Consider the following 14,981-nt stretch of genomic DNA (forward strand, 5'->3'; position numbering starts at 1 on the left):
ATGCTCAAAAGACTAGCTGCTAGCTAGCTAAAAAAGATATCAAATGGGTTCTATATTCTCTAGTTTTTAAAAATTAACATGAAAGACTCTGACCCAACTGCTGATATCACTAGAGAGTACCTGGAACGAGAAAACAAGGAAAAACAGGTACTAGCTTTACTCCTAGAGAAGTTTTTAGGGAGAAAAGATCAGATTCTAGTTCAAAAAACCGAGATGGGTGGTACTGAGGCTTATGTTAGCTCTGTTACCTTGGAATGGTTTGCAGGTCGGGTTCACTTCGCCTCTGGCTTACCTCTGTTTCAAAAAAAGTATAATCCTGAAACTGATAATGTCGAGATTGACGCGGATAGTATTGATGAAATTCAGCAGCGTCCCCTTGATTGGTCACGTCAAGCACCGCTAGTACAGTATTTGGCGGCTAGACACAACCATAAGTTTCCACCAGTACTAGTAGTAATTAATCAACCGTGGGTGGATAATCCCAAAACTGCTGAGTGGGATAGTGAAGGACGCGCCACAAAGTCTACTACTGATTTTATACCCTTAGATAAAGACGCTAAAGTAGGTCTGCTAAATATTTCTGAGGATGATGTAACTATTTATGCGCTAGATGGTCAACACCGATTAATGGGTGTACAGGGGTTGATGGAGTTAATTAAAACTCGCAAACTCCAGCGCTATAAAAAAGATAAAGGTGCTGATGACAGTTTTATTACAGTAAATGATTTGATAGAAAAATACCAAGTAGACCTTGCTTACTTGCAAAATTTACCCAAGGAGAAAATTGGTATTGAGTTCATCTGTGCGGTAGCGGCTGGGGAAACTCGCACCGAGGCAAGGCGGAGGGTGAGATCGATTTTTGTTCATGTCAATCTGATGGCTGCACCATTGACTAAAGGTCAGCTAACACAGTTGAATGAAGATGATGGTTTTGCGATCGTTGCTAGAAAAATTGCAGTTACACATCCACTATTAGAACAACGACAAGAGCGCAATCCTCGTGTTAATTGGAATAGTGCAACAGTCGCTTCAAATTCTACAGTTTTGACGACATTACAAGCTCTGCAAGATATGTCTGAGCGATATTTGGCTCCAAAGTTTCCTCACTGGAAACCCTTGGAAAAAGGTTTAATTCCCATGCGGCCAGAAGATGAAGAAATTGAGCAGGGAATTGAGGAATTTAAAAAGCTATTTGATTCTTTGGCTAGTCTTTCCAGTTATAAGATTTTAGAACATGAGGATACACCAGCTTTACGGCGCTTCAGCTTTGAGAAAGATGGAGGTGAAGGAAATATGCTTTTCCGTCCAGTTGCTCAAGTTGCATTAGCGCAAGCTTTGGGAATTTTAGTTTTTAAAAAAGGTTTTTCACTGGCAGATATTTTTAAGAAACTGCGGAAGTTTGACCAGCAAGGTGGTTTTAGTGGTATGGAATATCCCCAATCTCTTTGGTATGGGGTTTTGTACGACCCAAATAAAAAGCGAGTGCAGGTTGCTGGACGAGATTTAGCCGCGAAATTATTGGTTTATATCTTGGGTGGAATTCAGGAGCAGATGGAACGTGCTGAACTTCGTAAGGCTTTGGCGGATGCTAGGACTGTGGAAGATAAAACTATAAGTTTTGATGGCGAGTTTGTTGAACCGAAAGCGGTAGGACTTCCACATATCCTGAACTAGTCAAGTTAAGTAAGGATTTTTCAGTGTGGTTTTCACCGATGCTACAGCCCATAAGGGTTGCATATCATGTTTGCTAACACCTGCCAATTGGTATAAATATTTATATGGCTCAAACAAACCAGGATAGTAATAATAGTGTTTCACCAGAGATCAAAGCTAAGTTTAGTACTTTGGTTGCGCCGTTCTTTGAAGACCATTATCGAGATTCCTGCTATCCAGGGCTGATTTTTCGCCAGGGAAAGCGGAAAATGCTACAAATTAATATACCAGCTAAGGACTTTCCAGCACTTTTAGTAACAAAACCTGCTAAGGACGATGATCCTGAATTAGGTAAACAACGCCCAGAAGTCCCCGGTCATGCTGAGGAGATCAAAAATTATATTATCGAACAAGCCCGAAAAGGAAAACCCTGGATTTTGGGGACGCTGACAGCAAATGTACCCGCAGATAAAATAACAATTCTCGAATTAGGCAGAGGTATTTGTATAGTTGTAATTCCTCGTGATGTTAAATTAGAGATTACAGATGGACAACATCGTAAGACTGCTATTCAAAAGTTAATTGAAAGTGAGGAAAGTTCCTTAATTAGTGATAATGTTTTTCCCATTACGCTGGTCTTAGAAGACGATATTGACCAGTGTAGGAAAGATTTTGGAGATATGGCTCAAACTAAACCGCTAGGTAAAGCATTGCTATTATCATTTGGTGAAATTGAAGGTCGTGTTGGTATTACTAAAAATTTAGTAAAACAAGTGAAAATTTTTTATGACAAAACAGATAAAATTCAAGATTCTCCACGTATTCAAAAGAAATTTATTTACACAAATAACTACATAACAAGGTCTGTGAGTTGTGCTTTTACAAAGAATCCTGATTCTGAACTTCAAGACTATGATGTGGAGAGTTCATCTAATGCTCTAGCTAGTTGTCTCAATAAGTTTTTCTTTGAATGCAGTAACACAAGATATATTTCTGAGACAAAGGTAGCTGATTTGACTATTGCTGAACTAAGAAAATTTAAAGATGAATGTATACTGGGAGTGAGTGCTGGTCTGGAAGTTTTAGGTCGATTGCTATACTTCACTTACAACAAAGACAGCAATTATTTTGATGATGCAAAAGTTTCCCAACTTGCACAGCTAGATTGGACAAGAAGTAATCCAATTTGGGAAAATAATTTAATTAGGATAGATCCTAATCCTAAAAAACCGGATAAGCGTTATAAACTATACACTAATGCTAATGCAGTAAGTGGTGCAGTCAAGGCGCTTAAAGATAAACTAGGATGGATGGAAAACCCTTCCTATTGAAGATACCCTGATTCAAGAGAGGAATTTGGTGAGATCAAATTCCTCGTCTTGTTGCTCTATATTCGTTCGCTCATAACTGAGAAATAATAAAATTCGCTCTGCATAATCTACTGATCCACGTAACTCATTTTGCAATATTTCTAATCCACCATTAGCGTACTCTTCAAATATATGATTACGTTGCCTTTCATATTCTTCTTCATTAATAGATAGTGTTTTAATATCTTTCGTTTCATTAATTGCTAATAATTTTATTAAAATATCATTTCCCATTGAGGCAAAATACTCTATCCTGATTGGCGATGGTTCCCTTTTAGAAATCTCTCCCAAAACCACACGCTTTTTATGCTTTGCACCCAAAGCTGCTGCAAACACAATCACATCAGCAAAAGTATTAAAAGGCCCTGTTCCACCATCTGAAGATGTTAAATCTTTCACCAACTCAGCTTTATCTTTAGCAACCCTGATTCTGCCAGTTTCAGCCATTGTTTTAATATCTATATTGTTGCTATTTTAACTGAAAGCGATCACACATCTTGCTGCATTATTTTATACTAGTATGCGGGCGATCGCTTAAACGATAATCTTAATTTAAATAGGAAACTGAATATTTTCATACACCAAAGAAATAGGAAAGTGAAAATCAACACTAGTTAAATGAACTTCATCCCCTTCTTCGTAAGGGTGTAACTCCCAGAGTCCTCTATCATTTAACCGAAAGCAATCTAAACCAATTTTTTCAGCATCGATGAGGACGTATTCTTGCAAAGTCTGAATACGACGATACCGCGTAAATTTTGTACCTCTATCGTAAGCTTCCGTACTTGGGGACAAAACTTCAACAATTAAACAAGGATATTGGAGAAATTCAATAGCTTGTTTATCCCGTTCATCACAACTCACCACAACATCGGGATAATGAAAAGGCCCCTTCTCAGATACACCTACTTTCGCATCCGCCATAAAGGGAAGATACTCACTCCCTCTTAGATGAATTTTTAACGCTGAAGCTAAGTTTAAAGCAATAGTTGTATGGGGAAGAGTACCCCCAGTCATGGCAAAAACTTCACCATCAATATATTCATATTTAATTTCTTGGCGTTCTTCCCATTCCAGATATTCTTGGGGAGACATATAATTTCTGTCTGAACTCGCAACCATAACTTTATTCCTCTCTTTTTCTCAAATGTAACCAAGAAAAAACCTTTGCGCCTCTGCGTGAGTAATTACCCATTCCGTTCAACTGCGATAATTTCCGTATACTCAAACTCATTCGGACTTTGTTTCACCAAAGGATATCTTTCTCCACCCAACTCAATATAATCTTGTTCGCAATCTGGCTTAGAAGAATAATACGTAAGCACATATTCTCTACCAATTCTGCTTGTCATTTCTGCTTCAACTTCACCCCGCCACTGAGTCTTAGTGACTAAAACTATCAACTGATTCGCTAATTGAGGAATTGTCTTCGCAATGTGTCGCCGCGAATTCTCATCCAAACTACCGAAGGGTGAATCCATGACAATTGGAAAAGTGCTACTATCGGGAATCATCATCATTTTGCGTTTCTCACTCCATTCGCGCACTTTGTCAATGATGCTGGCAATAAAAGATAAGCTGAGAATCTGATTCTCCCCAGTGGAAGCTGCAACTGGTGCTTCTATACCCGTGGTATTTTCTACTAATGTCAGTTCATATTTTTCACTAATTTTAGGAATGTATGGAGTCACAGAAATCTCCATGAAGATTTCTTGTACTCGCTTTTCTAGTTGCAGACGAAATTGTTGTTCTTGACGATTTCTAACTTCCGTTAACCGTTCGATTGCATCTTGGGTGGCGTTAATTCGTCGCTGTGCTAAAGTTTGCTTATCTTCATTCAGCTTTTGTTTGGCGATTTGTTTATTTAAACCTTCAATCTCAGTTGTGAGTTGAGCAATTTGCTGCTGATTTGCACCCTGTTCTCGATTTAATTCATCAATTTTACTTTCAATTTCATCTAAACGTTTTTGCAAACTGCTAATTTCTTCATTAGCATCTTTTCTTAACCGTTCTTGAATATTGTCTAAATCACCTTCAATTTGAGATATGCTTTGCCTTAACTGATTAATTCTATTTTGTTCTCTATCAACCTCTTCCCAAAATCCTATAGCTTGTTTATCAATTTCATCTACTTGAGCTATCATCCGAATTGCAGTTTCTTCCACCGCCGAAGAACCTGCTTTATTTAACCAGGTACTCACATGAGTATGAGAATGATTACCCTCGTGTAACTCCGCACCACAAATACAGCGTTGAGAATTGAGTAAATCATTCACAAATTCCCGCGAGATTCCAGAGGTTAACTCGCCTCGTTGTTTCAAATCATTGATAATTTCTCGAAACTGAGATGTGGTTTCTGACAGCAAAACTGTATAACCCCGTGCGGAGATAACTTTCTTCAGCGCTTCCTTCGTTTTTTTATATTCTTCTTGATTCGCCGCTTTCTGTGATTCTAAATCTTGCCATCTTTCTTGCAATTCTTTAGCTGCACTAAGTTCTCGCAAACGGTTACTTGTCTCTTTTTTAAAAGTTTGTTGATATTCTAACTCTTCTTTAATTTCAGTTTGCCGTTTCGTAATGCGTTCGCGCTCTCGTTCTATCTTTTCTTGTTGTCGTAGTAGTTGTTTAATTTCAGAATCACCAATAGCTTTCAACTCATTTTCTAGAGTTTTTTTAGCATCTCCCAAATGTCTGATGGAACGGTTGATTACTTCCACACCTAAGAAAATTTTTGTAGCTTCGGCAATTTCAGCTTTTTTGTCAGAACGGGTTATTTGTTCAATTCGTTCGCCGTCAAAGAAAAAATATTGATGTAAAGTAGCAGGTAAAATTTGATTAATGATATCGTCGAGTTGCTGATATTGTATATTCCATTTACCATCATCCCCACCAACCCACATACTTAATTGAGTTTTGCTAGCGTCAAAATCACCATCGTTTTTATAACCCCGACAGGCGCGTCTAAGTCGATAACGTTTACCTTCATGTTCCCAGCCAATCTCTACCCAACATTCTACAGCTTGACCTTTTTGAGTTTCTGCGATCGCACGCTTATTTACTAACTGTTCTATCGATGCAAATGCTGCACTAAATTTCTCATATAATACCCAAGTAAAGGCATTTAGTAAACTGGTTTTTCCAGAGCCATTATTACCATGAATAATCGTTGTGTTCTGAACATCTCCACCAGCTAAGAGCATCTCTGGTGTCGTACCATAAAAGGAGCGAAAGTTGCATAGCTTGATTGAAGTTAGCTTCATCGCACCTCTTCCTTAATAATGTCCAAAATATTATAATTTATATGGCTGTTAATCTTCTTATCTAGTCTGCCTTTTTCCAGCTTCCATACCCGCTCAATAATTCGCCGTACCTCTGGCGGAGCGCTGTTGATTGGCTCTTGCACATCATCGATATTCGCATCTTGTGACATCTTGGGTATTGGAAATATAGTTTTTCTATATTTTAACTTTCTCTACTGCTGTATTTACCTCCGTAAAGCCACTGTTAGCATTATCTTTAATTTTGCAAAAACTATTTTTTCAAATTTATAATTTTATTTGAAAAAATAGTTTATTATTGAATTGCTTTCTGCTATTATTAATATTAACGATTTAGATAGAAATGGGATATAATTGAAATTTTTAACGCAGCTTATATTCCATTATTATCAAACTCATAATCTTATTATTTCATACTTAATGCTTCTTTTTTCAAAACTCGAAAGATTTTACAAAAAAATACAACTATTCTCTGATTCATCATCAAATATCTAATAACCCATATCGCTTTTGTAAATCCAGTAATTTCATTCTGGCAACGCCTGCATTATCAGCCAAATCAGCAAACTCCACAAAGCGACGCAGTTCCTTTTTTAACAGATTGCGCTCAACTTCTATAGTTTCTCTATCTAAATCTGGTGGCAAAACAATCATGTCAAATATTGTTGCGCGTTCCTTACCAGGATGAGGACGTAAAACTCGCCCCCGTCGCTGAATAAATTGGCGGGGATTGCCAGAACTTGATAAAATCACCGCAGTTTGAATTGCCGGAATATCAACACCTTCATCTAAACAACGAATTGCGACTAAACCCTGCAATTCCCCACTTTCAAATTGGTGGCGCAATATTTCTCTTTCTTGCAAAGTTGTTTGGGCTGTATAGGTACTAACTTTATACCCTAAATCCACCCCCAGAATTTTTGCAACAGCTTTGAGTTGGCGTAGAGATGAACGTTGTCCCGCATCTTGGGAACCATCACTACAATAAAAAAGAGTGTGAGTAGTTTCGCGGCGAGTAATCATTAAATCCCGCAAAGCATTTAATTTATTTTCGGCTGCACCAATTAATCTTGCTCTTTGCATCAATAAGGGCTTTAAATCTTCATTGTCTTCAAAGCTTCCCGCTTCGCCATTTTCTCGATCTCGATAAAGTAGCGATCGCCCAATTCTTTTAGTTAACTTTAAATAGGCAATACTTTCTGCTTCAGTTAACTCTACCAACACCGGATAATACAGATAATGCACCAAAGCACCTTGAGCGATCGCATCCCTCAAAGTAAACTCTGGCTGGAGAACTGGGCCAAAATAATCCAATAAAGATTGCGTCCCAAAATCATCAAAATACCTTTCCGGTGTGGCAGATAAAGCCAGTCTCAACCCCACACTGCGCGGTAAACTTTCTTCTAACTTAGGTGCGCCTAAATTATGCGCCTCATCCCCAATAATTAAAGTTTTGGCGGGAAAATATTTTAGTTGAGACTGAAACCCATCTCCAATTAAAGTAGAGTTCGTAGTAATGACAGTGATAAATCGTTGAGAACCAGAACGCAGATTATAAATTTGCGTAGACAGTTGACTTTGCCAAGTGCGTAAATTCTCAAAAGCTAAAATGGGTTGCAAATTAAATTTTTCACATTCTCGCGCCCATTGAGTGACGAGATGGCGGTAGGGACACACCACCACCAGAACTTGTAAATTAATCTGTTGATATAATTCACAAGCGATCGCTAATGCGGTAATTGTTTTACCACTACCAGTAGCCATTTTTAGCGTCCCTCTACCATTGTTGGTAAACCAGCTAGCGATCGCTTGGCGCTGATATTGCCGCAATTGCAGAGACACAGGCATTCTTGGGCATCCTGGTAATGGTTGCGTATAATAACTGCCCTTACTTTCCCTTGCATAAGGTGATTTCAACCGGAAAGTGGGCAGTTGCTGCACTGGATTTTTCGTCAGGTACATATAGCAAATGGGCATTGGGCATTGGGAATTGGGAATTGGGAAAGAGGAGATAGAAGTTCTTCAATTTTGAATTGATTTCTCCCCACTCCCCATTAATCAGTTGTAACCGCGCCAAACACCAATGAGTGAACCCTGCACCTGTACTTGCATAGCACTGACTTCAATGGGATTGTACTTGGGATTTGCTGGTTTAAGGGTGACGCGATCGCCTTGGCGATAAAAACGTTTTAATGTTGTACCAAATCCATCTACTCTGGCGGCGACGATGGTGCCATTTTTCAAATGATTTGGTTCTGCTACTGGACGCAGAAATACCACATCACCATCAGTAATTAAATCTTCAATCATACTATCGCCAGCTACGCGCAAAGCGTAAGTTTGGGGAGGTAAATCGAAATTAGAAAAGTCTAAATGATCTACAGCATCAGTAAACGGTTCTATTAAACCACCAGCCGCGATCGTCCCCAAAATTGGTACACCTTGCTTCACAGGACGCAAAATCCGAATCGTTCGCGCTTGTCCTTCAGTCCATTCTATATATCCCTTGGTGCGTAAATGTTCTAAACGACTTTGAATTGGTGCTGGTGACTTCAGGTTCATCGCTTGCATCATTTGCCGAATAGAAGGCGAATGCTGGTGCGATCGGATGTATTCTGCCAACCATTCGTAAAGTTCTTGTTGAGCTTCCGTTAGACGTTCCATAAATTTGCGGGAAGTAATTATTAATGTCTCTAGAACATTAGTACTACAAAAAACTCCCCATAACAAGAGAAAAGTAAAAATATGAAAGGCAAAAGTAAGATTATTTTTTCTCTTTTGCCTTTTGACAAATAAGTAATCCAGAAAATAACAGGGTAAAAGTAAAGGGAACAGGTTAAAGGTTAAAGGAAAGAAAACTATACCCAATGCCCAATGCCCAATTCCCTTACTCTGCCCCTAAAATACTCGCAAGTAAAGCTTTTTGGGCGTGCAGACGATTTTCTGCCTGTTCCCAAACTCGTGATTGAGAACCTTCAATAACTGCCTCGGTAATTTCTTCACCGCGATGGGCTGGTAAGCAGTGTAAAACAATTGCCTGTGGATCAGCAAGGCTCAATAGCTGCTCTGAAATTTGGTAAGGCTGGAAAATTGGCATTCGGTTGTCTGCTTCTGCTTCTTGCCCCATACTCGCCCAAACATCAGTGTAAAGTACAGCAGAACCCTTAGCAGCTAATTCTGGATCGTGAGTGAGGAGGACTTCAGTTTTGTTGTTAGCGATCGCTCTTGCTTGTTCTACAATCCTAGAATCTGGCTCATATCCGCTAGGAGTAGCAATTCTGACATTCATCCCCACCAAAGCACAGCCTAACATCAAAGAATTAGCCACATTATTCCCATCACCCACGTAGGTTAAAGTTAACCCAGCAAGAGTACCAAAGCCTTCTTGAATCGTCAATAAATCAGCTAATACCTGACAAGGATGTTCTGCATCGGTAAGTGCATTAATCACCGGAATCTTGGCATAGTGAGCAAAAGTTTCCAAATCTTGCTGGGCAAAAGTGCGAATTGCCAAAATATCCAGATATCGATCTAACACCCTCGCCGTATCCTGCAAAGGTTCCCCGCGACTAACTTGAGTGACGTTAGGGTTGAGATCAATTACCTGTCCACCCAGTTGGTACATCGCCACAGTAAAACTTACTCGCGTGCGAGTTGAAGCTTTGGAAAACAACAACCCCAAAACTTTATTACACTGCAACTTCAACTGCTGTGATTTAAGTTGAGTTGCCAATTGCAGGAGTTCTTGAAGTTCCGTAGAACTAATGTCCGCTAGACTTAATAAATCTCGTCCGAGCAATGCTGCCATGCTTGTAATCTGTAAAAAATAATTATATATTTCTGTTCCTTTATTCAGCCGTGCCAAGAAAAAACAATTTTAGAACTGTGCCAGATATTTTTGCGTCCAGCCCAGGATTTGAGTTAGCTTTTGATATGAATATTAATCTATCAACTTTATCAATGATTGCGATCGCTGGTTTGTTTCTGTTTCATCACAATTGCAACGCCAACTCAACCATCTAGGCGTACAAAAGCAGTGATATTGCTTAAATTTCTGCACTTTTAGCCTAATTTTTGAAGAGGCAGATATTTTTTAGCATTTACAGCTAGACAAATAAATATATTATGGTACAATAATATATTGTGGTTGCTAATTAAGAGTAATCCTCAAACTTGCCAGCATAGCACAGTGGTAGTGCATCCGACTTGTAATCGGAAGGTCGCGAGTTCAAATCCCGCTGCTGGCTTTAACGAAAAACCCCACGTTTGCAGGGGTTTTCACTTTTTGAGCAATACTCCTTACCGCGATTTAGCATATTAATATTGTGCTAAATTACCCTGAAATATGGTTAACTGTGGGAAAGATTTAGCGCAAATTTAGCCCAGGGTGTCAGACGTGAAATGGACTATTGAGGCAGTTAATGAGCGGCTGAAGGTAGGGAATGTGGGGGTGGCAGTGTACCAGAGAAGCGATCGCATCTTTTAGATACAGGTAGGTGAAGATGCAGGTGAACCTCTAATACCCATTTGGTTGGAGAAAATTTCCCAACGAGTAGCAAACCAGTTGTAACGGTAACTCGTGCAAATTTTAACGAACTGGTTTAAAAGGTCTAATAGATTGTAAATTAAAAGCTCTGAGGCAAGGGAAACTGATATGGCAAGGCAGAGGAAATCAGAGCAGAGAGAAATTGAGCAGTACAAGCATGAAAACCAGCAACGAGCCAATAACCCGCCAATTGGGCTAGTTAACCCAGATACTGACCCAGAAGAGGGTACTAAGAAATATGCCTACGATCCTCACCTTGATCCTCAGTTAGTTTGGGCTGGGAAAGCAGAGCATACCAGTTTTGAAGTGCCTACAGTATCACTACACGTCCATGAACGCATAGATCCGCGCACAATTATTGAGGCAGTACGAAAGCGCAAGGATGAAAAGGTTAAACAACTGTCCTTATTTGAAACCCCAGAAGAAAATCCCCCCATTCGACAGGCTATCGAATTTTACAAGCACAAGCATAATTGGACAAACCGATTAGTTGCTGGAGATTCCCTTTTAGTAATGAACTCATTACTAGAAAAGGAAGGTATGGGGGGGCAGGTGCAGATGATTTATATCGATCCGCCTTATGGAATTAAATATGGTTCAAATTTTCAGCCATTTGTCAATAAGCGAGATGTAAAGGATGGTAAAGATGAAGACTTGACCCAAGAACCAGAAACAATCAAAGCATTTAGGGACACTTGGGAGTTAGGAATTCATTCTTATTTATCTTATTTGCGCGATCGTTTATGGCTGGCAAAAGATTTACTTCATGATAGTGGTTCTATTTTTGTGCAAATAGGTGATGAAAACGTCCATCGAGTAAGGTGCTTAATGGATGAAGTATTTGGCAGTGATAACTTTTGTATGGAAATTGTTCTTATGAAAGCAAGCAGCCAGTCATCTAAATTATTGCCAGGTGTAAATGATTTCTTGCTATGGTTTGCGAAGGATATAAACCAGATAAAGTATAACGAATTGTTTACAGAATGCGACCCTATAGAAAATCCAAATGAGCGATATATTTGCGTTGAAACAAAACATGGAGAACTTATTGATCTTTCTGTAGCCCAAAAAACAAACAAGAAACCATTACCAGAAGGTCGTATTTGTAGATTATGGCCAACATTTTCCCAAAGACGTGGCAATGATAATTCATTCAAATACACCTTTAACAATGTTGAGTATGAGCCACCTGCAAGATATGGCTGGCAAACTACTATCACAGGTCTAAAACGTTTAGCATCCGCCGCAAGGTTACATCCTATTGGTAAATCACTAAGATGGAAAGTCTATCACGATGAGTTTCCATATAAGACTTTAAACAGTACTTGGTTAGATTTAAGACCAGGTGGATTTGGGGAACAGAGAACCTATGTTCTACAGACAGATCATAGAGCAATAGAGCGTTGTCTTTTGATGACAACTACTCCAGGAGATTTGGTACTAGATCCAACCTGTGGAAGTGGTACTACAGCCTATGTTGCAGAACGCTGGGGAAGACGTTGGATCACTTGCGATACTTCTCGTGTAGCTATTACTCTTGCAAAGCAGAGGTTGATGACGGCAGTTTTTGATTATTATCAATTGGCGAATATAAAAGAAGGCTTAGGTGGCGATTTCAAATATAAAACAGTGTCACGTATTACGCTGAAATCCATTGCCAACAACCCAGAAATTAAGGAAGAAATGGCAAGGAAAGAGATTGAGGAAGTTATTCAAAAATACGCTGCTAAAGAAACTCTTTACGACCAACCTACTATCGATAAATCAAAAGTAAGAGTTACAGGGCCATTTACGGTTGAAGCTGTTCCTGCTCCAACTGTTAAACCTCTTGATAATATTGAAGGGTTTGCCAATACTCCAGTTACCGATCAATCAATTGCTCGTTCTGGTGAAACGCTGCGGCAGGCAGAATGGCGAGATGAGCTTTTCAAAACAGGAATTCGAGGTAAAGGCGGTCAATACATTCTATTTTCCAGAGTTGAACCTTTACCGGGAACTCGTTGGCTTCATGCTGATGGCGAAACTAAACCCAGTAATGAAGAAGATGACACTTCTCAGGGAAGTGGCGGTACTCAGAACAAGTCAATGCGAGCCGTTATTTCCTTTGGGTTAGAACACGCTCCTCTCGATCAACGCCAGGTAGAAATGGCAATTCAAGAAGCAGAAACCCAGAAACCCAAACCCAAATTAGTTATTTTTGCGGCCTTTCAATTTGATCCTGAAGCAGCAAAAGACATTGATGAAACTAACTGGCCTGGTGTTACTCTACTCAAAGTACAAATGAATGCGGATCTACTTACAGAAGACCTGAAGAAAAAACGCGCCAGCAACGAGAGTTTTTGGCTCATAGGTCAACCCGATGTCGCACTTCGTCGTATTCATAGAGGAGAAAATACAGGTAAATGGGAAATAGAAGTGCATGGCTTCGATTACTACAACACCAGAAACGGAAATATTGAATCTGGAACTGTTGAAAAAATTGCCATGTGGATGCTGGATACTGATTACGATGGCAGAAGTATTTTTCCTTGCCAAGTTTTCTTTCCAATGGCAGGAGAGAAAGATGCCTGGTCACGTCTTGCTAGAAATCTTAAAGCCGAGATTGATGAAGATTTAATTGAGTCCTATCAAGGAACTATTTCATTACCTTTTCAAATGGGTAATTATCAGCGCGTTGCTGTAAAAATAGTTGATGATCGGGGAATTGAATCTCTGAAAATTATCCGGCTAACTTAAAAGATTTAACTAATTAAAATATCCGTATGCTCACCAATATAAAACTAAAAAACTTTCGAGCATTTCGAGAAAATATAGATATTCGGATCAAACCGATCACAATTTTGATTGGTCGCAACAGTGCTGGAAAATCCACCCTAATTAAGTTTTTGCTTATGCTACAGCAAACTCTAGAATCCAGTGAATCTAATGAAGGTGATTTTTTTACTACTGAGGGGCGGCACGTCAGTCTTGGCACTTTTAAAGATTTAAAAAATACTAAATCTAATAGTAATGGGTTTCAATTTACTTTAAATTTAAAAACTAATTCTTTGCCTGAATCTATAATTCAACAAATTAGAGAAGCACTCCAAAAAAGTACCTCTATACAAAAATTAGAAAGCGATAGTGTTGAATTGTCAGTTAGTTTGCCTTTTTCAACTGTTACTACCGAAGATGCACTAGGTAAAACAACCAGCGTGAAAATTGCCTCACCAATAAAAGCAGATGAACTAATGGCTGAATATCGCGTTTCGGGAAATATCCCATATCGTGAAATTCTAGGTAACAAATATAAGCACATAGTCACTTGTAAAATTCAAGGTGAACAAGTTATCCATAAAGAAGAAACTAATCTTAGGAGAACTAGATTTCTTAAATTTCCTCTTCCAAACAATCCTATAGATGTACTTAAATCCGCTTTTGATAATCTCTATCTAGATACCGTAAAAGATGAAATTATATCTATCCGGCATCTCTCACCTGTTCGTGAAGAATCAGAGAGAAGTGTCATACTAGGTAGCCCGCCCCTAGATGATGTTGGACATAGGGGTGAATACGCTATGCCTCATTTACAGCGTTTGCTTACTAACGGTGGAGAAAGAGCAGATTTTGTTTTACGACATATTGAATCTGTTATTGATATTGAAGATGTAAAATTTAAATCTCAAGTGAAAGGGTTTATTCCTGAATTTCGAGCAAAAAACAAGTTAACTGGAGCCGAATCTTATCTAGCTGATTTTGGCTTTGGTGTTAGCCAATGTATACCAATTTTTGTACAAGGAGCTTTACTCAGTCCAGGAAAGTTACTAATTGTTGAGCAACCAGAAGCTCAAATTCACCCCACAGCACAACTTGAAATGGGTTCTTTTTTCGCTGAATTATGGACAGAAAGAGGTGTTCCGTCCATAATTGAAACCCATAGTGAGAATATCATTATCAGGTTGCGTAAGCTGATTGCAACAGGACAATTGAATTCAAAAGATGTGACAGTTGCATATTTTTATATCAAGGATAATTCTGTCCAAGTAAAAAATATAGATATTAACTCGGATGGCAGTTTTCAAAAAGGACTTCCTATGGAGTTTTTTGGAGCAGATATTTTGGAAGCTCTCAGTATTGATATTATGTAATGGATCA

At 38.9% G+C, this 14,981-nt stretch carries 12 protein-coding genes and 1 tRNA gene; 6 read left to right on the top strand and 7 right to left on the bottom strand.

Annotation, left to right across the window (positions count from 1 at the left end):
• Positions 1 to 78 precede the first annotated feature (78 nt).
• Both HWQ44_RS31965 and HWQ44_RS31970 read left to right on the top strand, forming a co-directional pair.
• Complete coding sequence (locus tag HWQ44_RS31965) at positions 79 to 1,674, top strand: DGQHR domain-containing protein (protein ID WP_292726271.1); 1,596 nt, start codon at positions 79 to 81, stop codon at positions 1,672 to 1,674.
• A gap of 104 nt (positions 1,675 to 1,778) precedes the next feature.
• On the top strand, positions 1,779 to 2,984 hold the full coding sequence (locus tag HWQ44_RS31970) for a DNA sulfur modification protein DndB (protein ID WP_292726273.1): 1,206 nt from the start codon (positions 1,779 to 1,781) through the stop codon (positions 2,982 to 2,984).
• A 12-nt stretch (positions 2,985 to 2,996) separates the two neighbouring features.
• On the opposite strand, the gene HWQ44_RS31975 is transcribed toward HWQ44_RS31970, so the two are convergent.
• The 7 genes from HWQ44_RS31975 to argF all read right to left on the bottom strand — a co-directional run bounded on the left by HWQ44_RS31975 (position 2,997) and on the right by argF (position 10,109).
• Positions 2,997 to 3,470 (bottom strand): DNA phosphorothioation-associated protein 4, encoded by a 474-nt coding sequence (locus HWQ44_RS31975; RefSeq protein ID WP_292726275.1) that lies wholly within the window; start codon positions 3,468 to 3,470, stop codon positions 2,997 to 2,999.
• Between the two features lie 105 nt (positions 3,471 to 3,575).
• Positions 3,576 to 4,145, bottom strand: coding sequence for a Uma2 family endonuclease (locus tag HWQ44_RS31980; RefSeq protein WP_292726277.1), 570 nt, complete (start codon positions 4,143 to 4,145; stop codon positions 3,576 to 3,578).
• Between the two features lie 65 nt (positions 4,146 to 4,210).
• Positions 4,211 to 6,283, bottom strand: a complete 2,073-nt coding sequence (locus HWQ44_RS31985; protein ID WP_292726279.1) for an AAA family ATPase — start codon at positions 6,281 to 6,283, stop codon at positions 4,211 to 4,213.
• Positions 6,280 to 6,453, bottom strand: a complete 174-nt coding sequence (locus HWQ44_RS31990; RefSeq protein ID WP_292726281.1) for a hypothetical protein — start codon at positions 6,451 to 6,453, stop codon at positions 6,280 to 6,282. The genes HWQ44_RS31985 and HWQ44_RS31990 overlap by 4 nt, the downstream gene beginning before the upstream one ends.
• Before the next feature lie 331 nt (positions 6,454 to 6,784).
• Entirely contained in the window at positions 6,785 to 8,263 is a 1,479-nt protein-coding gene (locus HWQ44_RS31995; RefSeq protein WP_292726373.1) for a DNA phosphorothioation system restriction enzyme, read from the bottom strand.
• Between the two features lie 96 nt (positions 8,264 to 8,359).
• Complete coding sequence (gene lexA / locus HWQ44_RS32000) at positions 8,360 to 8,965, bottom strand: transcriptional repressor LexA (RefSeq protein ID WP_163929533.1); 606 nt, start codon at positions 8,963 to 8,965, stop codon at positions 8,360 to 8,362.
• Positions 8,966 to 9,188: 223 nt separating this feature from the next.
• The gene (gene argF, locus HWQ44_RS32005; protein WP_292726285.1) at positions 9,189 to 10,109 is read right to left on the bottom strand and encodes an ornithine carbamoyltransferase; all 921 of its coding nucleotides are present in this window, start codon (positions 10,107 to 10,109) and stop codon (positions 9,189 to 9,191) included.
• 77 nt (positions 10,110 to 10,186) lie between these two features.
• Here argF and HWQ44_RS32010 point away from each other — a divergent pair, with 77 nt between their 5' ends.
• From HWQ44_RS32010 to HWQ44_RS32025, 4 genes are all read left to right on the top strand, one after another.
• Positions 10,187 to 10,324 carry a hypothetical protein gene (locus tag HWQ44_RS32010; protein WP_292726287.1) on the top strand — a complete coding sequence of 46 codons (138 nt, stop codon included), beginning with the start codon at positions 10,187 to 10,189 and terminating at the stop codon, positions 10,322 to 10,324.
• A 152-nt stretch (positions 10,325 to 10,476) separates the two neighbouring features.
• Positions 10,477 to 10,548: transfer RNA gene (locus tag HWQ44_RS32015), tRNA-Thr, on the top strand.
• Between the two features lie 407 nt (positions 10,549 to 10,955).
• On the top strand, positions 10,956 to 13,583 hold the full coding sequence (locus HWQ44_RS32020) for a site-specific DNA-methyltransferase (protein ID WP_292726289.1): 2,628 nt from the start codon (positions 10,956 to 10,958) through the stop codon (positions 13,581 to 13,583).
• 26 nt (positions 13,584 to 13,609) lie between these two features.
• Positions 13,610 to 14,974, top strand: coding sequence for an AAA family ATPase (locus HWQ44_RS32025; RefSeq protein ID WP_292726291.1), 1,365 nt, complete (start codon positions 13,610 to 13,612; stop codon positions 14,972 to 14,974).
• The last annotated feature ends 7 nt before the right edge of the window (positions 14,975 to 14,981 follow it).

The sequence above is a fragment of the Nostoc sp. JL34 genome (assembly GCF_017114945.1).
Taxonomy (GTDB): Bacteria; Cyanobacteriota; Cyanobacteriia; order Cyanobacteriales; family Nostocaceae; genus Nostoc.